The sequence below is a fragment of the Brevundimonas sp. Leaf363 genome (genome assembly GCF_001424025.1).
Lineage (GTDB): Bacteria > Pseudomonadota > Alphaproteobacteria > Caulobacterales > Caulobacteraceae > Brevundimonas.
Genome location: NZ_LMPZ01000001.1, coordinates 145,034 through 166,146, shown reverse-complemented (window position 1 = coordinate 166,146; position 21,113 = coordinate 145,034). Strand labels below are relative to the sequence as shown.

Annotated in this window: 22 protein-coding genes; 13 read left to right on the top strand and 9 right to left on the bottom strand. The window is 63.1% G+C overall.

The genetic code is table 11. From position 1 onward, the window contains the following. The first annotated feature begins 1 nt into the window (after position 1). Positions 2 to 1,099, top strand: a complete 1,098-nt coding sequence (locus tag ASG17_RS00830; RefSeq protein WP_056098072.1) for a hypothetical protein — start codon at positions 2 to 4, stop codon at positions 1,097 to 1,099. A gap of 237 nt (positions 1,100 to 1,336) precedes the next feature. Here ASG17_RS00830 and ASG17_RS00825 read toward each other — a convergent pair whose 3' ends face one another. Next, positions 1,337 to 1,579, bottom strand: a complete 243-nt coding sequence (locus ASG17_RS00825) for a helix-turn-helix domain-containing protein (protein ID WP_056098908.1) — start codon at positions 1,577 to 1,579, stop codon at positions 1,337 to 1,339. A 163-nt stretch (positions 1,580 to 1,742) separates the two neighbouring features. Here ASG17_RS00825 and ASG17_RS00820 point away from each other — a divergent pair, with 163 nt between their 5' ends. The 4 genes from ASG17_RS00820 (at position 1,743) to ASG17_RS00805 (ending at position 3,368) form a co-directional block, all read left to right on the top strand. Further along, a complete protein-coding gene (locus ASG17_RS00820) occupies positions 1,743 to 2,105 on the top strand; it encodes a hypothetical protein (RefSeq protein WP_056098071.1) in 363 nt (120 codons plus the stop codon). Between the two features lie 101 nt (positions 2,106 to 2,206). Further along, positions 2,207 to 2,590: a hypothetical protein gene (locus ASG17_RS00815; RefSeq protein WP_056098069.1), complete on the top strand. Its 384-nt coding sequence runs from the start codon at positions 2,207 to 2,209 to the stop codon at positions 2,588 to 2,590. A gap of 80 nt (positions 2,591 to 2,670) precedes the next feature. After that, the gene (locus tag ASG17_RS00810; protein ID WP_056098068.1) at positions 2,671 to 3,063 is read left to right on the top strand and encodes a hypothetical protein; all 393 of its coding nucleotides are present in this window, start codon (positions 2,671 to 2,673) and stop codon (positions 3,061 to 3,063) included. Next, the gene (locus ASG17_RS00805) at positions 3,060 to 3,368 is read left to right on the top strand and encodes a hypothetical protein (RefSeq protein ID WP_056098066.1); all 309 of its coding nucleotides are present in this window, start codon (positions 3,060 to 3,062) and stop codon (positions 3,366 to 3,368) included. The genes ASG17_RS00810 and ASG17_RS00805 overlap by 4 nt, the downstream gene beginning before the upstream one ends. A gap of 187 nt (positions 3,369 to 3,555) precedes the next feature. On the opposite strand, the gene ASG17_RS15345 is transcribed toward ASG17_RS00805, so the two are convergent. Then, positions 3,556 to 3,906 carry a LysR family transcriptional regulator gene (locus ASG17_RS15345; protein WP_156367686.1) on the bottom strand — a complete coding sequence of 117 codons (351 nt, stop codon included), beginning with the start codon at positions 3,904 to 3,906 and terminating at the stop codon, positions 3,556 to 3,558. 250 nt (positions 3,907 to 4,156) lie between these two features. Between ASG17_RS15345 and ASG17_RS15095 the strand changes: the two genes are divergently transcribed. From ASG17_RS15095 to ASG17_RS00785, 4 genes are all read left to right on the top strand, one after another. Then, the gene (locus ASG17_RS15095) at positions 4,157 to 4,600 is read left to right on the top strand and encodes an AAA family ATPase (RefSeq protein WP_162238759.1); all 444 of its coding nucleotides are present in this window, start codon (positions 4,157 to 4,159) and stop codon (positions 4,598 to 4,600) included. Between the two features lie 2 nt (positions 4,601 to 4,602). Beyond that, entirely contained in the window at positions 4,603 to 4,914 is a 312-nt protein-coding gene (locus tag ASG17_RS00795) for a hypothetical protein (RefSeq protein WP_162238758.1), read from the top strand. Then, positions 4,911 to 5,324, top strand: coding sequence for a hypothetical protein (locus ASG17_RS00790; RefSeq protein WP_056098062.1), 414 nt, complete (start codon positions 4,911 to 4,913; stop codon positions 5,322 to 5,324). Before ASG17_RS00795 ends, ASG17_RS00790 begins: the two co-directional genes overlap by 4 nt. Positions 5,325 to 5,912: 588 nt before the next feature. Next, the gene (locus ASG17_RS00785; RefSeq protein ID WP_156367684.1) at positions 5,913 to 6,422 is read left to right on the top strand and encodes a hypothetical protein; all 510 of its coding nucleotides are present in this window, start codon (positions 5,913 to 5,915) and stop codon (positions 6,420 to 6,422) included. A gap of 631 nt (positions 6,423 to 7,053) precedes the next feature. Here ASG17_RS00785 and ASG17_RS00780 read toward each other — a convergent pair. The 5 genes from ASG17_RS00780 to ASG17_RS00760 are packed head-to-tail and all read right to left on the bottom strand — an operon-like array spanning position 7,054 to position 15,734. After that, complete coding sequence (locus ASG17_RS00780; RefSeq protein WP_056098059.1) at positions 7,054 to 10,197, bottom strand: type I restriction endonuclease subunit R; 3,144 nt, start codon at positions 10,195 to 10,197, stop codon at positions 7,054 to 7,056. Further along, positions 10,197 to 12,023 carry a DUF262 domain-containing protein gene (locus ASG17_RS00775; protein WP_200935005.1) on the bottom strand — a complete coding sequence of 609 codons (1,827 nt, stop codon included), beginning with the start codon at positions 12,021 to 12,023 and terminating at the stop codon, positions 10,197 to 10,199. Before ASG17_RS00775 ends, ASG17_RS00780 begins: the two co-directional genes overlap by 1 nt. 2 nt (positions 12,024 to 12,025) lie before the next feature. After that, positions 12,026 to 12,871: a DUF6615 family protein gene (locus ASG17_RS15340; protein WP_156367683.1), complete on the bottom strand. Its 846-nt coding sequence runs from the start codon at positions 12,869 to 12,871 to the stop codon at positions 12,026 to 12,028. After that, complete coding sequence (locus ASG17_RS00765) at positions 12,868 to 14,127, bottom strand: restriction endonuclease subunit S (RefSeq protein ID WP_082496037.1); 1,260 nt, start codon at positions 14,125 to 14,127, stop codon at positions 12,868 to 12,870. Before ASG17_RS00765 ends, ASG17_RS15340 begins: the two co-directional genes overlap by 4 nt. Beyond that, complete coding sequence (locus ASG17_RS00760) at positions 14,124 to 15,734, bottom strand: class I SAM-dependent DNA methyltransferase (protein WP_200935004.1); 1,611 nt, start codon at positions 15,732 to 15,734, stop codon at positions 14,124 to 14,126. The genes ASG17_RS00765 and ASG17_RS00760 overlap by 4 nt, the downstream gene beginning before the upstream one ends. A gap of 309 nt (positions 15,735 to 16,043) precedes the next feature. Here ASG17_RS00760 and ASG17_RS15335 point away from each other — a divergent pair, with 309 nt between their 5' ends. After that, complete coding sequence (locus ASG17_RS15335) at positions 16,044 to 16,373, top strand: hypothetical protein (protein WP_156367682.1); 330 nt, start codon at positions 16,044 to 16,046, stop codon at positions 16,371 to 16,373. A gap of 81 nt (positions 16,374 to 16,454) precedes the next feature. Here the strand turns inward: ASG17_RS15335 and ASG17_RS15330 are convergent, their stop codons facing one another. Next, complete coding sequence (locus ASG17_RS15330; RefSeq protein WP_156367681.1) at positions 16,455 to 16,994, bottom strand: hypothetical protein; 540 nt, start codon at positions 16,992 to 16,994, stop codon at positions 16,455 to 16,457. Positions 16,995 to 17,843: 849 nt separating this feature from the next. Here ASG17_RS15330 and ASG17_RS00755 point away from each other — a divergent pair. Both ASG17_RS00755 and ASG17_RS00750 read left to right on the top strand, forming a co-directional pair. Beyond that, positions 17,844 to 18,812: a hypothetical protein gene (locus ASG17_RS00755; protein WP_056098055.1), complete on the top strand. Its 969-nt coding sequence runs from the start codon at positions 17,844 to 17,846 to the stop codon at positions 18,810 to 18,812. A gap of 131 nt (positions 18,813 to 18,943) precedes the next feature. Next, positions 18,944 to 19,795, top strand: a complete 852-nt coding sequence (locus ASG17_RS00750; RefSeq protein ID WP_056098054.1) for a family 16 glycosylhydrolase — start codon at positions 18,944 to 18,946, stop codon at positions 19,793 to 19,795. A 104-nt stretch (positions 19,796 to 19,899) separates the two neighbouring features. On the opposite strand, the gene ASG17_RS00745 is transcribed toward ASG17_RS00750, so the two are convergent. Next, positions 19,900 to 20,298 carry an NtrZ family periplasmic regulatory protein gene (locus ASG17_RS00745; protein ID WP_056098050.1) on the bottom strand — a complete coding sequence of 133 codons (399 nt, stop codon included), beginning with the start codon at positions 20,296 to 20,298 and terminating at the stop codon, positions 19,900 to 19,902. A 343-nt stretch (positions 20,299 to 20,641) separates the two neighbouring features. On the opposite strand from ASG17_RS00745, the gene ASG17_RS00740 reads away from it, so the two are divergent. Then, entirely contained in the window at positions 20,642 to 21,091 is a 450-nt protein-coding gene (locus tag ASG17_RS00740; protein WP_056098900.1) for a DUF3576 domain-containing protein, read from the top strand. Positions 21,092 to 21,113 lie beyond the last annotated feature (22 nt).

The following is a 21,113-nucleotide window of genomic DNA, read 5'->3' as shown; positions in this document are numbered from 1 at the left end:
GATGCTGTTCTGCTACCCGATTGAAGCAGCGTCCGAGAACTGGCTGCACGATGGCCTAATGACACTTCTGACCCGCGTGTTCGCGGGAGACGCAGACCCCCTCGCCAACTGGCTGGCGGTCTTCCCACTAGACAAACGCGCAGAGATTGCGCGCAAGCGATCGATCCTGACCGCCCTTGAAGCCGTGGCGGCGCGAGGCGCAAGACTGAGCGCTAAGCGGCGTGCGGCCTATCTCGCCTGCATGCAAAGTCAAAATCAGCTTCCTGCGATCTTCGAGCCGGCCGAGGCGCTGTCCGATACGCCGGATGGGCCGGCCGCATTCTCAAGGGCTGTGGCGAACCTGTTCGATGTCGCGTTTAAAGCCCTCGCATCACTGGGAGTACGGGACCGCCAGTATGCCCAGGTCTATGCCGCCATGCCGGCGCATATCTGCCCCTTCTGCGGGATCGAGCCGATGTCGTCGCCTGACCCACGGATCCCCCGCGAAAGTCTCGACCACTATCTGTCGTCGTCGCAGTATCCTTTCGCGGCCGCGAACCTGCGCAACCTGGCACCGGCGGGCAACCGGTGTAACAGCTCGCACAAGCTGGCTGTCGACATGCTGCGCGACGCAGGGGGCGTGAGGCGGCGTTGTTTCGATCCCTTTGGCCAGTTGGTCGCCGGCGTGTCCCTGATAAACAGCAGCCCGCTGGAAGGCTCGGTCGAGAAAATGACGGTGCTTCCGGCTTGGCAGATTGACCTTCTCGGAGATCTGGACCTGATCGCGACATGGGATGACGTCTACAAAATCCGGACCCGCTATCGGCTCAATATTCTCGACGCCGAGTTCCGGCACTGGCTCGACCATCTTGCGAACTGGGCGGTCAAGGAGGCGGAACCGCCAACCACCCAAGGCGAACTGATCGCCTTGCTGAACCGCTATCGGCAGGCCGTGATCGGGGACGGTTTCGCCGACTTCCTAAAGATCGCGACCTTCGAGATGCTTGTGCATCACTGTGAAAACGGCGCGGCGTCGGATCGTGTCACCGCTTGGCTTATCGGACTGCTTAGCCCTGAGACAGGTGCCGCAGCTTTTCCGGACGACGCTGTCGCAGCCTGAGGGTCCAAGGTGAGTCTTTATTCGACGGCTTGTCTCGAGAGCTACCGTCGACGCATTGCGGACTTGTTTGCTGTATCTCGCGTTCATCGAGGGTCAGAATGTCGCTCGTGGCGCTGATCAAACGCTCCCACTTCTGACCGGACGATGCTTGCGCGGCGCCAAGCTTTTGCGTGACAAGACCGGGTCGCCCGAAAGCCGATCCGAAACAACGCCCGCCGGGCGGTTCACCGCGCGCCGTCAGCCGGCCGGGTCGATGAAGCCCTGGAGCAGCCTCGCCGGGTCCTTACCCAGGGCCTCGGCGATCTCGCAGAACTCCACGACATCCACCCGACGCTCGCCACGCTCGACCTTGGAGACGAAGCTCTGAGGACGGCCAAGACGACCCGCTAGCTCGACCTGCGTCAGCCCCGCGTCGCGGCGAGCGGTGCCCAGGAAGGCGATCAGCGCCTGGTGCCGCTGCGTGAAGATCGATGACGGCAACGAGCGCACCCCTCACGTGAGGCGCTTTCGCTAAATCCCAAACCGGGATATCCCAGAATCGGTTATCGTCGAGGCGGGGTGGCCGGTCCCGAGGCATGCGGGAAACTCGGCATCTTATATGATGAGCACAGGAAGTGCCGTCTAACCAAGATGGAGAACACGAATGAACAATAGCACTTTCAGAATAGCTCTAGCGGCCGTGGTTACCTTCTACGTCATCGTAGGCGGACTTTGGGCAACCAACTATTTTCCACTAAGAAATTTCGAGGCCAGCATCGCTCGGAGTAGCGAGGTGGTCGGGGACGCGAGTACTGCGTTCTACGAGTCCGAGGAGTATCAGGCCGAAAATCGGCGTCAGGTTGAGTACAGCCTCTCGCATCCGAGCGTGCTGATTACGGAGCGTAGGATCACTCTGTACGAGAGCCTCCTTCTATGGGGCACCCTTGGCATAGTGGTCGCTGCCGGCGTCATGTTCCTTACGCGCCGCAGGAAGACACCTAGGACTGCGACTGCCTCCGGAGATTGACCGGCTCTAACGCACCATTCGCCTGATCCTTAGGCGATCACACAAGCCGCCCCGTGACATCCGTCGCGGGGCTTTTTCTTTGACCTGAAAGGAGCCCGCTTATGCTCTCCCTCACCGACCGCGACGCCGTCGCGGCGGCCATCTCCAACCGATCCCTAGACCCCGATCTACGCGCCCTTCTGGGACTCCGGGTCTGGCAGCTCGACACAGAACGATCCCGCCCCCTCGGTGAGATGGTCCAGTTCGTCGTCGTCCAGCCCGGCGACACGCCTGAGGCCATCCACGAGGCGGTCGGCTTCCCCGTCACTTGGGAGCAGGCCGACCAGCCTGGCTTTGAGTGGGTGCAGGACCATGGGACCTGGTTCGAGCTGGCCTACGTCCTGACCGACGACTTCGGGATGCTGGTCTTCGTGGCCGACCATCCTGACACCAACCACACCCTGCGCTTCATCTGCCTCGGCGTGTCGGACCGACCGGCCGTCTGAGCACCTACCAAACCATCACCGCCCGAGCCCCTCGACACCGTCGCAGGGGCTTTTTTTGTTGCCCGAAAGGACCCACCACCGTGCTTGCACTGAACAGCCGCTGCGCCCTGGCGCGAGCGATCAACAACCCGCGCCTGGACCCCGACCTGCGCGCCCTCATGGAGCTTCGGGCCCTGCAGCTGGAAGCCGACAGCGGACGCCGGCTGAGCTGCCGGACCCGCTTCGTCGTCGTAGAAGGCGGCGACACGCCCGACGTCATCAACCGAGCCGTCGGCTTCCCCATGACCGGGGACCGGGCCGAGGAGCCGGACTACGACTGGATCGAGGACTACGGCCTGTGGTTCGAGGTCGCCTACCGCCGTCGCGGCCGGCGCACCTTCATCTTCGTCGAGAACAGCCCCGCGACCGAGCTGGGCGTCCACAGCCTCTGCATGTCGCACTTCTGGTTCGACGACGCCGGGGAGATGCAGTGAGGGGCGGCCTTGGCTTCCTCACACTGATCATCGTCCTGGCGGTTCTGAAGGCCGCCTTGTCGGTGATCGTGGTGGCGATCGGGTTGGCGCTAGTCGTCTCCTTCGTCACCCGCCCTAGGGAGACCCTCGCGCTCATCATCACCATCGGCCTCTTCAGCATGGCCCACGCCCATCCGGTCGCCTTCGTTGTCGCCCTAGCGATCACGATCGGGCTCGTCTGGCTGGTCTGGGCGGTAGGACAGCCCGCCAGACGCCGGACCAATGTGGCCCGAATCGCGGCTTCAGATGACGACCTGCTTCGGTAGGCGCTTCAAGACCCGCTCGAACAGCTCCGACGGATCGACCCTCATGGCCCTCGCGAGGGCTACGAATTCCAGCACGTCCACGAGTGGGACGCTAGACTGCCGCCAACTGAACAGGCCGCGGGTCTACGCGTAAAGTGACACGATATGGAGCGGCTTCTCGGGGCCGCTCCATCTTGGTGCAGCAAGCTCATTCACTGCCAGGGGCGCTGATAGTGGAAATATCGATTGGAGCTGTCGGTTCATCTTCCAGTTGGGGAGGCTGCCTTCGTATCTCTTCAAGGCGAGCCAGGATTTCCTTGGCCACAGGATAAATCTCGGCTCCTTTAGCGGTGGGCAAGTTTCCGTCGAACACGAGCATCTGCGCTCCGTGTCCCAGCCACTTTTCCAGCCGCTCAATGCGTCGCGTGATTGTGGTGGGGTGCACCTTCCCCAGGTCCGCTGCGGTCGCCTCTCGGACCCGGCTCTCATAGACCTCCACAAAGGCCTCGAGCGAGCCAACTCGCAGATCACCAAACTTATCGCTTTTCGGGCGCTTCAATGCGGCTATCCTCAATTTTCGCCTGCGATCTGACGTCGTACCAGCACGAAGTCCACTTGCAATTTATGCAAGGTCCTGCGGGACGATGCATTCGCTTAGACCCGACTGTTTATGCGAGCGGTACTAGAGCTGGGCACCTATCAAACCGCTGATTCAGCACGCATGTTTGCCTCGGTCGCGCCCACTGAACTCGACTCTGATCGGTTCGGGGCTCGTCCAGTCCATGTTCGCAAATCAACGGAGATACATTTTGAGCGACCAAGATCCTGCCGACCAAGCGGGAAGAGGCACTTCCCACGGCGTTGCCAAGGGACCCGAGCGAAACGCTGACGTTAGCGTCGCCACCGCAGCTCTTCCGACCGTCGATATTTCGATTGTTGGACCTGAGAGGAAAAACCCGCTCCTCCCCTTTAGCCTCCTCGGCCGGGCGGAAGAGCTCGAGGCCAAAGCCGCCGACACCAAGCCGCTGCTTGGCGACTTCATCATGAGCGGCCAAGCCACCATGATCTACGCCGCGCCCAACACCGGCAAAACGCTGATTGTGTTGAACCTGCTGCTCGATGCGATCGAACAAGGTCGCATCGACCCTGATCGCGTCTTCTACGTCAACGCCGATGACACCAGCAAAGGCGTGGCGGCGAAGGCGCGTCTTCTGAAGGATGTTGGCGCCCACATGGTGGTGCCGGGCCTATGAGAATGAGAGCCAATCAATTTCTCGACCTCATGCTGCAGGCCGTGGCGAACGACACCGCAAGAGGGACCGTGGTCATCATCGACACGGTCAAGAAGTTTGCCAACCTCATGGACAAGAACAGCTCCAGCACCCTGGGTGACGTGTGTCGTCAGTACGTCTTGGCCGGCGGCACCGTCGTCGGCTTGGGACACACTCGGAAGAACCCGAAGGCTGATGGGACGCCTCAGTACCAAGGCACCACCGACATCCTGGAGGACTTCGATGCCGTCTACATCGCCCAGGTCATGAAGCCGAAGGCTGGAGGTGAGGCATGACCATCGTCCTGTTCACGATGGAGAAGAAGCGCGCCGATAGCCCTGACCGGGTTGCGTTCAGTTACGCCAACGAAGAAGGGGTCAGCTACGACCAGAAGCTGGCCTCGGTCCAAAGGGTCGATCCTGACGACCTGGACGAGTTCTGCGTCACCGAGGCGGAGGTCGCAGAACACCGTGTGGCGATCACGATCGATCAGCTGATCGATGGCGACTTCGCAGGCGGCAAGATGGCGCTCGCAAAGGCCACTGCAGCGGAGTGCGGCGTCTCTCACCGCGTCGCCCTGGGTGTCCTTGAACGCTACACCGGAACGACGATCGGTCAGCACTACTGGACCTTCGCCAAGGGCCCGCGCGGCGTTCAGCGTTACGTCCTCATCCCCAAGCATATCGACGAGGCGGAGGAGGAGTAGCGCCGCAGAAAATCAGTTTCGCAGCTTTTCAGCGTCTCGGCGGCGTCCGGACCCGTCAGAGCCCAACGATCTGCTGAACTGAAAATCTGAAAATCTGACTCGGTCGCCGCTCCTTCCGACGGCGCCCAAATCGCGGCCCGCTGACGGCCGCCGGGGGCCGACCATGGCCCCACCATCCGCCGCCCCGACGCGTGGCCTACTCGGCCAACTCTGGGGCGACTGCGGGCCTCCGGCCCTGCTCCAGGCTTCCCCATCCACCCCCCGCCGCCGCGCCCGCCCGCGCGGCGGTCACGGCGCCCCTGCGCCGATTTCCAACCACAGAAGGAGTCCGCCTTATGCCGAAGGCTTTGATCACCCACGCCTTGCTGTCGACGGCTGTCTGTCCGCCGGGCAAGGCTAAGCAAGGTGCTGGGCCACGCCAACTACCAGTCGACCCAGCGCTACGCCCACCTGGCCAACGACACCCTGCTGAAGGCTGTCGAGGCCGGCGCGGCGAAACAGGCCGGCTGACCCCTCCCCGCCTCGTGCGCTGACTTCGGTCGGCGTGCGGGGCACCAACTCCCCATATTTTTTGGAAAGGACATGAACATGAAGACGAACGAATTGCAGCTGTATGGTGACAAGACCCGTGCCGAGTGGGACCGCTTCTGGGTCCGCATTGCGGGCGGTCTGGAGGCGTATCAGCCGGACCTGCGGTACAAGGTCGGGCTCTATCGCGTATTGCTGAACGGTGTGGTCATGGCGATCGGCACCGGGACCGATAAGGGCGGCGGGCTGGCCAAGCGTCTGTCCGATTTCATCCGGGCCAGCTGGAGCGGCCGGAACCACTACGTCGGTCGCCTGATCTATGAGAACCGCCACAGGCTGACCGTCGAGGTCCTGATCGTCGGGTCGGACAAGGAAGCCCGCGAGATCGCGCGGGCGCTTAAGAAGCCTATGGTGCACCACCATCGGCCCGAGTGGACAATCCCGAGCCTGCGCGCCCAAAAGGTGAAGGCGAGAGTGAAGGTGCGGGCGAAGCCGAGGAAGCCGACCCGCCCCTACCTAGGCGTCGTTCCCGACCTCAAGCTGTCCGACATTCAGCCGCTAAGTGGCTGACACTCATCCCGCTGCGTAACGCCAAAACCCTGCCTGACGGTGATCCCGCCGGCAGGGTCACTTACCATCCGCGCGGTAGTGGGGCCGTATGAAAATGACCACCGGGCGCAGCGCAAACGGTTCTTCGGTTTCAGGGTAAGTGGTCTATGGTCAGCTATGTTGATCGCTTTGATAGCCGGCCTCAGTCAGTCTCCCATGGACCTGGCGCCGACAGATTCTTATGTGGCAGCCTATCGGCAGTGCATGCTGAGCAAGTCTACGGAGCTCGCAGCCGAAAGGCCGGAACCGGTTGAAGTGACGGTTAGCAGGGCGACTGATTACTGCGCACCCGATCTCGCCTCATTCGAGACAGTGATGGTTCAGACGTTGCAAAATCACTTGCCTGAAAGAGATGCTGCTTCGACTGCGAGACAGATGCGCGACTCTGCGCGCGATAGTGCCGCGCAACGCGCGCGGGAGCACTTAGTGGAAGAGCGGCTTAAACAAAGCGCGCAGTTCAGATAGTCGCCTGCAGACTCGGCGCGATCAGGCAGCACGGCGCGAGCTGACCACTGTTCGCCGAATTTAAGGGCGGCCAATGGTTTCTGGGAAACACCTGCCGTGCATCATCGGCTTTCGAACTCGAGGTCTGCTAGTTCCCCCTCAATAGGGTTTCCGCCTGAGCTAGCACTGTCTGCACCGCCATGTCTGACAGGTCCGGCGGATATCCGTATCGGCGTAGAATGCGCTTCACCAAGATGCGCATAGAGGCGCGCGCGCTTTCGCGGTGGTGCCAGTCGACGGTGACGTTGCTGCGCAGCTGTTCGACAAGCTCATGCGCAATGACCCGCAGCTGGGCGCTGCCCAGGATTTCGACCGCCTTCTCATGTTCGGCCAGAGCGTCGTAGAACGCCAGCTCTTCCTGAGAGAGGCCAGTCTCTTCGCCGCGCGCGTATGCAGCCTTCAGATCCTTAGCGAGATTGATCAGCTCCTGGATCATCTCAAGCGCCGATAGAGCGCCGGCGTGGTACCTCGCCACGGCGTCCTCCAAGCGTTGCGAGAAGGCCTTGCTCTCGACCACGTTGGTGCGAGACCGGCTCTTGATCTCTCCAGCCAGCAGCTTTTTCAGCGCTTCCAGAGCGAGATTCTTCTTCTCCATTCCCGCGACCTCGAGCAGGAACTCGTCGGAGAGGATCGAAATATCCGGAGCCTTCATCCCGGCCGCTTGCAGGACGTCGATGATCTCGGCCGAGGCGATCGACTGGTCGATCAGCTGCTGGACCGCGAGGGTCTTGTCGGCCGTGCTCAACCCGCCCTTGGCCGAACTCTTCGCGAGCGCGGCCCGGATAGCCTGGAAAAAGCCGACTTCGTCGCGGATCTCGCGCGCCTCGTCGCTCGCCGAGGCCAGGGCGTAGGCCTTGCCGAGACCCAGGACCAGATCATGGAAATGGCGGTGGGCCTGTTTCTTTTCCTCCGGTGAGTTGACCTTGGCCGCCTCCCCTTCTGCCCACTTCAGCACCCAGTCGATGGCGCCGGCCAGACAGGCCAGGCGCTGCATCGGCGCTCCGGAAATCCCCGGCTCGTAGTCGAAACCATGGAAGATGCCGCGCACGACCTCGTAGCGCTCCATCAGGACCGCGACCGCCTCTTCCTCGTCGATGCCAGTCTTGTCGCGATCCGCTTGGGTGTATTGGCCGAGCGCGGCCTTCAGGTTCTGCGCGATGCCGATGTAGTCCACGACCAGGCCGCCGGGCTTGTCACGGAACACCCGGTTGACCCGGGCGATCGCCTGCATGAGGCCATGCCCGCGCATGGGTTTGTCGATGTACATCGTGTTCATGCAGGGCGCGTCGAAGCCCGTGAGCCACATGTCGCGGACGATCACCAGCTTAAGGGGATCGGACGGATCGCGAGCCCGCGTGGCCAGAAAATCCCGGCGCTTCTTGTTGCCGATGTGCTTCTGCCAAACCAGTGGATCCGAGGCCGAGCCGGTCATGACTATCTTCACCGCGCCCAAGGCGTCATCGTCCGAGCCCCAATCGGGTCTCAGGGCGATGATCGCGTCGTAGAGCTTCACGCAAATGCGCCGGCTCATGCAGACGGCCATGGCTTTGCCGGTCACTCCCCCTGTACGCGCTTCGAGGTGTCGAACCAGATCGGCCGCGATCTGGTCCAGCCGCTTGGTCGACCCCACCAGCGCCTCGACCGTCGACCACTTCGCCTTGGCCTTTTCGGCCTCTGTCAGGGTTTCGTCGGCGACCAGCGCCTCGACCTCGGCGTCGATCTTCGGCTTCTCGTCCTCGTCGAGCTCGATCCGCGCCAGCCGGCTCTCGTAGTAGATCGGCACCGTCGCGCCGTCCTCGACCGCCCGACTGATGTCGTAGACATCGATGTAGTCGCCGAAGACCGCCGGCGTGTTCACGTCGTCCGCCTCGATCGGCGTGCCGGTGAAGCCGATGAAGGAGGCGTTGGGCATGGCCTGCCGCACATAGTGGGCGTAGCCGTACCGGCGCTCCCCGGTCTCGCGGTTAAGTTTGGAGTCGAAGCCGTACTGGCTGCGGTGGGCCTCGTCAGCCATCACGATCAGGTTGCGGCGGTCGGTCAGCTGGGGGAACTGCTCCTCGCCCTTCTCGGGCGAGAATTTCTGCACCGTGGTGAAGATAACGCCGCCCGAGGTCCGGCTGAGCAAGCGCCTGAGCTCATCCCGACTGTCCGCCTGTTCCGGCGTCTGTCGGACGAGATCGCGGCACAGGCCGAAGGTCGAATAGAGCTGGTCGTCCAGATCGTTGCGGTCGGTCAGCACGACGATCGTCGGGTTTTCCAGCGCCGGGTCCTTGACGACCAAGCCGGCGAAGAAGGCCATCAGCAGGCTCTTGCCGGATCCCTGGGTGTGCCAGATGACGCCGATCTTGCGGTCGCCGTCCGGCCTCGTCGCTTCCACCGTCTCGATCAGCGCCTTCCGCGCGCCGTGGAATTGATGATAGCCGCCGATAATCTTGAATGGTCCGCGGTCGCCGTCGCCGAAGACGGTGAAGTCGCGGATCAGGGCGAGGAAATGCTCCCGCTCGAACACGCCGCGCAGGAGGGTCTCGAGCTCCGCCGAACCCTTGTGGGTGAAGTCGTCGTCGGCGCCGGTGATGGTGCGCCACGGCATGAACCGCTCGAAGTCGGCGGTCAGCGAGCCGATCCGCGCTTCCAGGCCGTCGGAGGCGACGAGGACGGCATTGGTGCGGAACAGCCCGGGCACCTGGGTCAGATAGGTCTGGAGCTGGTTGAAGGCGTCGGTCGTAGTGGCGTTCTCGGCCGCCGCGTTCTTCAGTTCCAGCACCGCAAGCGGCAGGCCGTTGACGAACAGCACCAGATCGGGCCGGCGATTGAACGGCCCCTCGACGACGGTGAACTGGTTCACCACCAGCCAGTCGTTGGCGTCTGGGTTGCTGAAGTCGATCAGCCAGACCTTCTCCGACACGATGCGGCCGTCGGCGGCGCGATGCTGCACCCCGACCCCATCGGTCAGCAGACGGTGGATGCGGCGGTTCTCCTCGACCAGCGACCCCGTCGCGCTGGTCAGCAGCTCCCGGATCGCCTCATTGCGCGCCGCTTCCGGCACGTCGGGATTCAGTTTGGCGAGCGCGGTCTCGAGCCGGGGCAACAGGATGACGTCGGAGAAGGCCTGACGCTGCGGCGCAGGACCGTCGGGGGCGATGCTGGTCCCGTGCAGGTAAAGCCAGCCGAGGTCCTTGAGGATTTCGATGCCAGCTTCCTCGACGATGTCTTCCGAGAAACTTCCGGACATCACGCGGCTTCCGCCACGCTGGCCGAGGGCACATCCCAAACGCGCCGCGACAGTCTGCTCAGCAACCGCTGACGCTGCGCGACGGCCTCCGCATGCCATTCCGGCCAGCATTCCAGACCCTGGACCGCCTTAGTGATCTTATCGGCGGAGCCAACCTCCTGAGCCTCTGTGCTCGCCTGGCACCGCGTGAGCAGAAACTTGGATTGAGCGTAGGCGCCGACCTTGCCCGAGTAACGGCCGTTCGAGATCGATCGGTTGATCGACTTCTCGATCAGCAACAGGTTGCCGATGCTCTGAATGATGGCCTGATCGTCGCCCCCCTCACCGAACTCAGCAAGGGCGTCAGGATGGCCGCTGTCCGGCAAGATGTGCTCAATGTCATTGCCGCCGGCAGTGTAGTCGGCAAGCCGGTTGCGCGACTCGCTTGGGCCGTAAGCCTGCAGATCGACGTACTGGGTCATTTTGGCGAGCAGATAGCGCAGCCGGAATTGACGGACGTTCCGCGTGCTCAAGGTCAGCAAGGCGTGCTCGAATTCGCGATCTAGCGCCGCCCGCTCTTTGACGAACACATCACGGATAAACGCGTCGAGCTGATCATCCGCGGTGCCCCGCAGCCGGTGGGCTGCTTCAATGATACGGCGCTCGTATTCCTTGGCCGGGGTGCCGGTGATGAGCCAGACGAACATCGTCTTCTCGATCTCATCGGCCAAGCGGCTGAAGTTCGTCGTAGACAGGCGTCGTCCAGACAGAAGCAACATGAAGTGCTGCTTGATCGACTGGCCGCCCAGCAGGCGGGTGTTCTCGATGCCCGGTTCGGGCTGACCAATTACGTTCATGCCGCGCGCGAAATTGGCATAAGCCTGCGCCGCTTCCAGCAGCTGGTTGGCGAATGCCAGTGGTTTGGTGGCGTGCCCGGTGATGTCGGCGTTCTTCTGGAACCAGTCGTAGATCGCGTCCTCGCGCAGCTTTCCGTCGAGGTCGTAGGTCGCCAACAGGTAGTATCGCAGGAACCGAAGCGGCTTCTCCCGCGCCTTGTAAATGGCGTCAGTCAGGTTCTTCCAGACAGCCTTTAGCTTGCCGAACTCGTCCCCCTTGGCGTGCATGAAGAGCAGGTTCTTCAGCAGGTCCATGGCGTCTAGGCCGACGCCGCGATCATTGATGGTCTCGAAGATTTTCAAGGCCATGGTGACAGTTGGCGTCTCGATCCGGATCACCTTCACCTTGTTGGTCAGGTAGCCGTAGAATCGCCGGATCTCAGCCGGGTCGTCGGCGAAGGTCGTCCGCAAGAACTCGCGCACCGTGTCGTAGGCGTTGCCGAGATTGCGAATCGAGCGCGTGCCGTCGCGCGGTGCCTCGGCCGCCTCGCCGTTGGCGTAGCGTTCCAGAATGCCGCCGGCGTCTTCATACTGCAGATCCAAGCGAAGGCGGTGCTGGGTGTTGCCCTGCCAGTCGGTCGAGCTGGCGGCGATCTGGCCGGGCAACTCGTCCGGAACGGCGGCTTCGAGCGCTTTGAGAGTGTCGCGGATAGCGCACAGCGTGACGTAGGCCGTAGTTGTCCGCTGCTGGCCGTCGATCAGGTCATACACCTCGTCCCTGTCGCGGCAGACGACGATGGTGCCGATGAAATACTCCGGCGCGTCATCCTTGGTGGCGTTCTGGAACTCGATGTGGATGTCGTTCAGGAACTGATCGACCTCCTCGCCGCCCTCGCCCTTGGGGTCGCTCTCGCCCCAGACGTATTCGCGCTGATAATCGGGCACCCGATAGAAGTCCTGAAACAGGGTCTTCAGGCTCTTGTCCTGCGGGTCGATTTTCTTGTTGATCATGGCTACCAGACCCCGTCTGCAGATGTGTTTATGACGACAAATCCGTTCAGGCCGCGCGATTGCACATACTGCCTCGGGCTTTCGGTTCCGTCGTCGACTGCCCCGTCCGGATCAGAAAGCGCAGTCGTGACGTGGTCAGGCAAATACTGACGAACCAATGGTAGAGGAAAGTCCTCGTTGTAGGGGTCAGCCAAAAGCCCTCTCGCGCGATCACCCGCGAGAGCAGATCCGTGCAGAAGCCCTCGAATCCTATCCGCTGCTGGTCCGTCGTCACAGCTGTCGTCGCAAACCAGATAGTGCCAGGGCACGCACACTTCGCCGACCTTCGCCAAGGTTTCAGACCGGGTCGCCCAAACGGCCGACGCGTGTGCGATCAAGCATCCGGCGAGTTCACGACGCGGCGATTTATTGCCTTGGGCCAGCCAGATTGCATTGTTCGGCCAGGTCGCTGAATGAACGTAGAAACAATAGACGGGCGCGAGCCCGTCCTTCGCCGCCCGAGTGATCAATGTGTTCATTTGGGTTGAGGTGTGACCGCGCGGCTTTTGGCGATGAATGCCTACAAAGCGACCGTTCGTTCGATGGATACGCTTTGCCTGAACCCGCATTCCAAACCAGGCCCCGGGGGATCCGATCCACCACTCCCAATCAGAACCGTTCAAAGCCTCTTCGCGACGCGTAAAGGCCCGTAGCCCAACATGACGCGAATGCCGTTCCGCCAAGGTCGCCAGCAGCGTTTCTGTGTTCGTCTCTTCACTCCAAGGCAGGCCGGTCGCACTCGCTGCGCCAAGCCGCTTCCAAGTGAAGTGAGCCAGTTCTTGAAAAGTCTCGCAGAGAGCGGTTTTCACGCGGCCGCTTCCTCTGTGTCAGCGCCGCCCACCCGCACCTCGCCCGACATTAAGCGAGGGAGCAGGTAGTCGCGGGTTTCGGCGAGGGTGCGAATCTCGAGGTCGTTGTGGATGCGTCGCTCCCAGAGGGGCGCGAGCACGGACGCCATCACGTCCAAGGTCGGCTGCGGTGGGCAGACGGTCGTGGCTGAGGCCAGGTGCCCGCGCTGAATATGGCCCATGGTGGTCGCCTTCGATGCGGCGATCCGTTGGAACTCGGGGAGGTGGTGCTCCACCCACGCGGCGAAGAACCACTGCGGATAAGAACTCGAGGAGACCTTGAATAGGTGCTGATTTAGCGCGCCGTCACCCTCTGTCCAGACCTTGGCCATGAGGCTGCCAGACCATGAGAAGATGTAGTCGCCATCGCGCACGATGTACTTCTCCGGCAACTGGGGAGATGCCCGATTGCTGTCTTCGGACAGACCGTTTCGCAGCTCCGCGATCTTGATAACAGGCAGGCTGGGTTCACCGTCGACGGCAGGAAATTTCTGCAACGCCAGCCCGTTGAGAAACTCGGCGATCTGATCGAGCGGGCTTTCGATCCATCCTTGAGGAAGACCAACGCCATCGAGCTCTGCCGGAAATAGCGCAGCAAGTTCAGCTGCGCGGACGAGGTCGGCGGTGACCCCCCCCATGATAGCCACCGGGTCGGTCTCGCCAGCCAGCTTGCGGCGTACTGGGCCGAAGTAGACGAACCAGTCGCGGAAGATCGCTTGCGACATCGCCCCCAGCACCTCGTTCATCCGCCGATTCAGATCGATCTTGTGGTCCATTGACGCAAGAGCGTCAGCGATTGCGATCTGTTCGCCGAGCTCCGGAGCATAAATCGGCACCTTGTGCAGATTGCCTTGGGTCAGTTTCGGCATGGTCGAGCCACTGAGGTAGCTAGAAACGTCGGCCACCATCAGCGCATATGAAAGAAAGCGCGTATCGGCGTGGGCGTTGCCCCGCACAACGTGAGCATGATTATTTACCCAAAACCGACCACGCGCGAGGAAGGCGATTGGCAGCTTTCTGGTTCGGAGGTTCTCCCCATCTTCGGCCACCAACAGGTGTAACCCCTCGAAGAGGTAATCATCGACATGATCGACCACCCCCGAGGCCCCGTAGTATGGATATGGTCCGGGGCGGCGATCCGACCCTTTTACAGGCTTTCTTCGTGCATCGAGACTTTCAATTAGGTCTCCAAGGGGGCGATAGCTCCAACCGATCATTGGGCGACTAGCCGGCTTAACGCGGTTTCGATTTGGCCTTCCAGATCACGCCCTTCCGAGAAGTGTTCCGCCAGCTTTGCCCGCAGTGCTCCGAACCGCTCTTCGAAGCTGACACCGTCATCCTCCTCATCCGCCGAGCCGACAAAGCGCCCCGGGGTGAGCACATGGCCGTGGCGACTCACGTCGTCCAGCGAAGCCGAGCGGCAGAAGCCCGGCTCGTCTGCGTAAGGCTCCAACCCCCGTGCTTCATTTGACTCCGACCGGTTGCGCCAGCGGTGATAGGTCTCCGCGATCTTCGCCACATCATCGTGCGAGAACTCCCGCCGGGTGCGGTCGACCATGTGGCCCAGCTTTCGCGCGTCAATAAACAAGATTTCGCCGCGCCGGTCGCGGTGGCCGTTGGCTCTCTTGTCGCGGGCCAGGAACCACAGGCAGGCGGGGATCTGGGTCGAGTAGAACAGCTGGCCCGGCAGGGCGACCATACAGTCGACCACGTCGCCCTCGATCATGGCCTTGCGGATATCGCCTTCACCCGACTGCTGCGACGACATCGAGCCGTTGGCCAGCACCACCCCGGCGGTGCCGCGCGGCGCCAGATGGTGCAGGATGTGCTGCAGCCAGGCGAAGTTGGCGTTGCCTTGGGGCGGCGTGCCGAAGGTCCAGCGCGGGTCGTCCGCCAGGCTGGGCTGCCACCAGTCCGAGATGTTGAATGGCGGATTGGCCATCGCATAGTCGAACTTCAGAGTCGGGAAGGCATCGCGCAGGAACGATCCCTCGTTGTTCCAGGCGATGTCGGCGTCGATGCCGCGCACCGCCAGGTTCATCTTGCACAGGCGCCAGGTGGTGTGGTTGCGCTCCTGGCCATAGACGGCGATGTCGGAGCGGCGGCCCTGATGGTCCTCCACGAACCGCTCCGACTGCACGAACATGCCGCCCGAGCCGCAGGCGGGGTCGTAGACCCGGCCCTTCACCGGCTCCAGCACCTCGACGATGGTGCGCACCACGGACCGGGGGGTGAAGAACTCGCCACCGCGTTTGCCCTCGGCGCCGGCGAACTGCGAGATGAAATACTCATAGGCGCGGCCCAGCAGGTCCTGGGCCCCGTCGTGGCCGACCTTCATGTCGACGTTGGAGAACAGGTCGACCAGCTCGCCCAGCATGGTCTTGTCCAACTGGGGCCGGCTGTAGATCTTGGGCAGGACGTCCTTCAGGACGGTGATGTTGGCTTTCTCGATCGCCTCCATGGCGTTGTCGATCAGCCCGCCGATGTCGCCCTTCTTCTCCTTGCCCGTCGTGACGTCGACGAAGGCGATCTCGGGTCGTTTGGCGTTGGCCTGCAGATTGGCCCAGCGCGCCTCGGGCGGGACCCAGAAGACGTGGGCGGCGAGGTATTCCTCGGGGTCCTCGGCGTCGGCGTAGGCCTCGCCCTTGAGCTTCTCGTACTGCGCCTCGAAGGCCTCGGAGATATATTTTAGGAAGATCAGGCCAAGCGCGACGTGCTTGTACTCCGACGGCTCCAGATTGCCGCGGAGCTTATCGGCGGCCTTGAACAGCTCCGCCTCAAATCCGAGATCGCCGCCGTTAGCGGCCTTCATCTTGACGGCCATCGAACTTCCCCCCCCCCCGGTGGTTGTGCTGGCTTAGCCGCCACCACCCAAGGCCGCCAGCGCGAATTGGCGGCACAGCTATCAGCTTGAGGGCTCCTCCCGTCTGCTAGCTTTTGAGAATGCGCCTGCATGGGTCGCTCTATCTTAGACCGTGCCGGGAGGGTCCTCCGCCCCACTCAGCTCCTGCCGCATCCTAAAAGGCTGTCTTCCTGACGAGCATACAGCCGTTTCGGATCGTAGAGGGCAGCCCCCTTGACCCCCGAAACGGGCTATGCTTTACCCCGTTTTGGGATAGTCGAGGAGAGGGTCGTGCGCTCATACGAACATATTGCTTACCTGCTGATGCTGATGCTGAAGAAATCGGCCAAAGCCCGTTTTCGACTAAGCCGTAAATCTCTTCAGCTGATCTCAGGTCGCGACGTCATTAAGTCAGCTTTGATAAGGAATATTTCGGAATGGATGGAGGACGTCGCAGTCATTTTGCCTCTCAATCGGGGGGGATATGTAGTGATTTCCCAAGAAAGCCTAGAGGGTGTTGCTCCTCTCAAAATCGGTGACATTGTGTCTGAATGGCGGACACTGGAGATTTCAGATCTGCGATCTCAGCTTGATCCGACTATCGAAGACGAGGAGGAGTGATGCCGTATTTTGCGGAACCGGTACCTAATCCCGGAGAAGAAACTCCCACACAGCGGCTGGGCAGCAGATCGACTGCCGCGCCTAATCGGAATCCGGTGGAGCCTTAACCGGTGTCGATTTAGTTGGCGACGAACTTTTCTTCAGCTTTTCTATTGCCAGAGTACGAGCCTTATTCTTAATTTCAGCAGCCTTTGCAGCCTGCTTCGCTCGCAGCGCCGCCGCGCCCTTCGCGCGCTGGTCCGCCGGTGTAGAGCCTACCTGCTTGCGCCAAGTGACCTGGTAGGCTTGTTGCAGCTCGGCGTGCGTGCCTGCCGCCAGCAGCAAGACTTCGTCTTCAAACTGCAGCAGATAGATTATGACATTCGATCCCGCGTGACCCAGATGTAGATGCATAATCCCCTCCTCCTCAAGCAGGCGGTCTCGCCCCGCGCTGCTGCGGTAGTAACGGTTGGGGATCGGCTTGCCTTCGGTGATCAGGTCAATGAGATCGAGAAGGTCATTCCGAAGTTTGGGATCGGCACTCACACCCGCGGTGTCGAACCAGCCCGCCCAAGTCGTGACCGGCTTCGGCTTGAGCTGAATCCTTGGTTTAGTTAGACGCGCGCTGAGCCTCTCGCTCATCTATCAAATAGGAACTTGCTGCGCTCGGCGCGGGACATGCCCGACAGGTCAATGCGCACCGACGCTTCAGCCTTGTCAGCCGCGATCGCGAGTCGTTCGATAAGGTCCGGCTTTTCTTGGGAGCGTTTCAGCGCGACCCGTCCGGCAGCCGACTTGCGCCGCCCTTTAGTCGGGGCTTCTTTCCGGGGAGCGGGGCTAGCCATTGTTCGAAGATAGCGCGTGTGAGCCGCCGACGAAAGTGCCCCTTAGACCCAACTCACACCATGACAATTTGCAAATCACGCGGTCTTTGAGTGGCACGTAGCAACTTGGGCTTCTGCAGGTATCGCGCAGGTTGAAACAGTGCTTGGCTCTGAGCCATCGAGCGTTAAGTCAGACGGGTTGGTACTTCGCTGCCAGGTTAGGCTGGGAATGACCTAGGTGTTGCTCATTACAGAGGTTGCGATAGACCTTCAAAGCCACACCCTGCCTGAGTTTGATCGGCGCGCTTCCCTTGATTTCGTAATGCGGGGGTCAGGTGTTCGAGTCACCTAAGCGGCACCATCCCTTCCGGACAATGAGATTGAGCGAGCGTCGGCGTGTCGGCGGTCGCGCCGGCTGACCGCTTGGCAGTTTGGGGGCAGGGGTTCAGAACGATCCGAAGCCTGGCGTCCTTTTCACGGGCTGAAGGAGGGCGCACATGAATCGCCGGCTGTTTCCCTGGCGGGACCGGGCGCGAACCTTTGCCCAGGACCCGCGTCGTTTCGCGGCCCGCGCCTGCACCGACCTGCCGACCCCAGGTGCCGCGCGCTTCGCCGCGGAATGCGGGCCGCTCGCTAAGGCGTCCGGTCGGATGGGGCGGGCGTCGACGTGACGATCCTGCACATCGGCTTCAGGAAGTGCGCCTCGACGGCGATCCAGAGGCGTCTGCTGGACACCGCCGCGGAGATGGAAGCGCGCCATAGCCTGGCCTATCTGCCGTTCGAGAAACGGGCCGGGCGCATCCAGTTTCAGGACGATCTGGCGGCGCAACAGCTCTCGGCGGCGTCCCTCCGCTTCATCGGCCGGGTCGACCAGGCCCTGGCGCGCGGCCTGACGCCGATCGTCTCGAACGAGATGTTCGAGGGGCTGGCCCCACCCTCGATCGCGCGCCTGAAGGCGGTCCTGCCATCGGTCTCGCGGGTCGTGGCGGTGATCCGGGACCCGCGCGCGCTGATCCCGTCCATCTACGGATTCAGAACCCAGCGCGGCGCCAACGTCCGCGACTTCGACCAGTTCTATGCGCAGCTTCAGCGGCGGGACCCGATGCGCGGCCGCTTCTTCGACATCCTGGAACCGTGGGCCGAAGCCTTTGGGTGGGACGCCGTCAGCGTGCATTTCATGGGCGCGGGGTCGCCGGACATTGTCCGCGACGTGATGGCGGATCTGATCGCCGCGCCCGGCGGCGACCTTGCGCTGGGCCCGCCCGCCCGGGTGCGCGCCAACCTCACGCTGGGGTGGCGCGGGATCGAGGTCCTGCGGGACGCCTTCGCCATCCTGGGGGCGGCGCGCGACGAAGATGCGATCCTCGCCCTTCGCAAACGGGTCATCCGGCTGGCGCCGGACAAGGTCGCCGCGCTGGGCGAGAAGGGGCTCTATCTGTCGGCGGCGCAGATCGATGAGCTGACCAGCGTCTTCGTCGCCCAGGCGCACCGGCTCCATCAGGCCAAGGGGCGCGAGGTCGTCCCTGCCCAGGCCCTGGCGGCGCCGGCCCCCTCCGCGCGGTCCGTCCTGCCGTCGATCGAGCAGATGCGCCCGGACGAGATCGGGACGGTCCGCGAGACCCTGGGACTGGCTTAGGCGCGCGGCCCCCGCCCCCGCCGCGCGGGTCGTCGTGCGGAGCCGACCGCCGGCGTCAGCGGTGCATTCGCCCTTTCGCCCCGCCGCCGGTCCGCTAGTCTGGTGGGAACGATAAAACGGGAGGACGGGACATGCTGGGACTGATGATGGCGGCCGCGCTGGCGACAACGCCGGCCACGGGCAGTACGGCGACGACGAGTGTGGCGACGGCGGATCCCGCGGTGGCGGGTCTGCCCGAGGGGTATCGTCTGGTCTGGGCCGACGAGTTCGAGACCGCAGGCGCGCCGGACCCGGCCAAGTGGGGTTACGACACCGTCGCCAACCGCACCGGCTGGTACAATGAGGAGCTGCAGTACTATTCGGCGAACCGGCTGGAGAACGCCGAGGTTCGCGACGGCAAGCTGGTCATCACCGCCCGGCGCGAACGGCTGGAGAGCGCCTCGGACTTCGGCGGGCAGGACTACACCTCGGCCCGCCTGGTGACGCGCGACCTGCACAGCTGGACCTACGGCTTCATCAGCACCCGCGCCAAGCTGCCGTGCGGCCTTGGGTCCTGGCCGGCGATCTGGATGCTGTCGCAGGGCGGCGGCTGGCCGATCGGCGGCGAGATCGACATCATGGAGCACGTCGCCCAGGAGCCGACCAAGATCTACGGCAGCCTGCATAGCCAGGCCTTCAACCACTCCATCGGCACCGGCCAGACCGGATCGACGGACATCGCCACCGCCTGCGGGGCCTTCCACGATTATCAGATCCACTGGACGCCCCAGCGTATCGACTTCCTGGTCGACGGGACGCCCTTCTACGGCGTGGACAACGACAACTCCGGCCTGCGCGAGCACTGGCCGTTCAACACGCCCTTCTATCTGATCCTGAACGTCGCGGTCGGCGGCACCTGGGGCGGCGCCGAGGGCGTGGATCCGAGCGTCTTCCCGCAGGCGATGGAGATCGATTACGTGCGGGTCTACCAGACGGGGGAGTGAGGCGGCGGGCGGGGACGGGTGGTGCGCACCGCCCGTCCCGCCACCCCCTGGATCGTCATCCTCGGATCAAGTCAGAGGATGACGTCGCCGGTGGGGTCGGCCCCCTAGAACTTGAAGATGGTTTCCAGACGGAAGCGCGACTGCGCGCGGCGGTCGGTTTCGGGCGCGCGGGCCGGATCGGTCTCGGGCGAGCCGACGGCCGCGGCGGCGCCGACGCGCAGGCGCGGGCTGAGGCGGTAATAGGCGCCGGCCTCGACATCACCCCAGTTGGATTCGCGTCCGACCGGCTGGTTCAGGTTGAAGTCCAGACCCCAGCGGCCGCTCGGGTTCAGGCGCATGCCGCGACGCTGGGTCTGCTGGCCGGCGTCCTGGGCGGCGGCGGCCTCCGTCAGATTGACGCTCGGCGCACGGCGGGCGGCGGTCTGCGCCTCCGCCGCGTCAGCCACGGCCAGGCCGGCGCTGAGAGCGCAGACGGCGACGGCGATGGCGGCGGCAAGACGCATTCGACAAACCCTTGCGGCCTTCTGACCGCACACGAACCGGGCGATTAGACACCCCGGCCCCTGCCGGTCAACGCAACGAGCCCTGACGAACGCAGTTCCGCGCCGATCGCGTGATTCATGTGTCTCAAGCGTCACGGGAAGTTAACGCCGGAGCGTTCGCCTTTCGCGCGAGCGAAACGATTGCTGCAGCGCCGCATCAAACAGGCGCAGGCTTCGCCTTGTCATCGCCCCTTTTGACCGTGTTATAGAGCCACCGCCGCGCGCCCTGTCCGGGTGTGTCGGACGGCGTGTGCGCACGAGGAAACGGCGCATGCTGGTGCATCCGACCCAAGGAGATTCCCAGATGGCTTTTGTTCGCGGCGCTGCGGTCGCCCTGATCGCGTCGGGACTTATGCTGTCCGCCTGCTCCAGCGTGCCTTTCATCGGCAAGAGCGGCGACAGCCGCCCCGCCGCGAACGCCCAGCAGGCCGGCATCGGCGTCAACGCCTATCTGTGGCGCGCCACGCTGGACACCCTCAGCTTCATGCCCCTGCTGAACGCCGATCCGTGGGGCGGCGTGGTCAACTATGACTGGTACGTCAATCCGCAGACGCCGAATGAACGCTTCAAGGCGACCGTTTTCATCCTGGACCAGCGCCTGCGCGCCGACGCCCTGAACGTCTCCATCACCAAGGAGGTCAAGGACGCGTCCGGCGGCTGGACCGCCGCCCCGGTGGCCGCCCAGACCGAGACCGACCTGGAAAACGCCATCCTGACCAAGGCGCGCCAGCTGAACCTCGCCAACGGCGGCTGAACCCGGTTGCATTTTCAAGCCT

Excerpts from the sequence above, each read along its gene's own strand:
- ASG17_RS00830 (WP_056098072.1), top strand. The coding sequence starts at position 2 with ATGCTGTTCTGCTACCCGATTGAAGCAGCGTCCGAGAACTGGCTGCAC.
- ASG17_RS00820 (WP_056098071.1), top strand. The coding sequence starts at position 1,743 with ATGAACAATAGCACTTTCAGAATAGCTCTAGCGGCCGTGGTTACCTTC.
- ASG17_RS00815 (WP_056098069.1), top strand. The coding sequence starts at position 2,207 with ATGCTCTCCCTCACCGACCGCGACGCCGTCGCGGCGGCCATCTCCAAC.
- ASG17_RS00795 (WP_162238758.1), top strand. The coding sequence starts at position 4,603 with ATGAGAGCCAATCAATTTCTCGACCTCATGCTGCAGGCCGTGGCGAAC.
- ASG17_RS00790 (WP_056098062.1), top strand. The coding sequence starts at position 4,911 with ATGACCATCGTCCTGTTCACGATGGAGAAGAAGCGCGCCGATAGCCCT.
- ASG17_RS00785 (WP_156367684.1), top strand. The coding sequence starts at position 5,913 with ATGAAGACGAACGAATTGCAGCTGTATGGTGACAAGACCCGTGCCGAG.
- ASG17_RS00780 (WP_056098059.1), bottom strand. The coding sequence starts at position 10,197 with ATGTCCGGAAGTTTCTCGGAAGACATCGTCGAGGAAGCTGGCATCGAA.
- ASG17_RS00775 (WP_200935005.1), bottom strand. The coding sequence starts at position 12,023 with ATGATCAACAAGAAAATCGACCCGCAGGACAAGAGCCTGAAGACCCTG.
- ASG17_RS00765 (WP_082496037.1), bottom strand. The coding sequence starts at position 14,127 with ATGATCGGTTGGAGCTATCGCCCCCTTGGAGACCTAATTGAAAGTCTC.
- ASG17_RS00760 (WP_200935004.1), bottom strand. The coding sequence starts at position 15,734 with ATGGCCGTCAAGATGAAGGCCGCTAACGGCGGCGATCTCGGATTTGAG.
- ASG17_RS15330 (WP_156367681.1), bottom strand. The coding sequence starts at position 16,994 with ATGAGCGAGAGGCTCAGCGCGCGTCTAACTAAACCAAGGATTCAGCTC.
- ASG17_RS00750 (WP_056098054.1), top strand. The coding sequence starts at position 18,944 with ATGCTGGGACTGATGATGGCGGCCGCGCTGGCGACAACGCCGGCCACG.
- ASG17_RS00745 (WP_056098050.1), bottom strand. The coding sequence starts at position 20,298 with ATGCGTCTTGCCGCCGCCATCGCCGTCGCCGTCTGCGCTCTCAGCGCC.
- ASG17_RS00740 (WP_056098900.1), top strand. The coding sequence starts at position 20,642 with ATGGCTTTTGTTCGCGGCGCTGCGGTCGCCCTGATCGCGTCGGGACTT.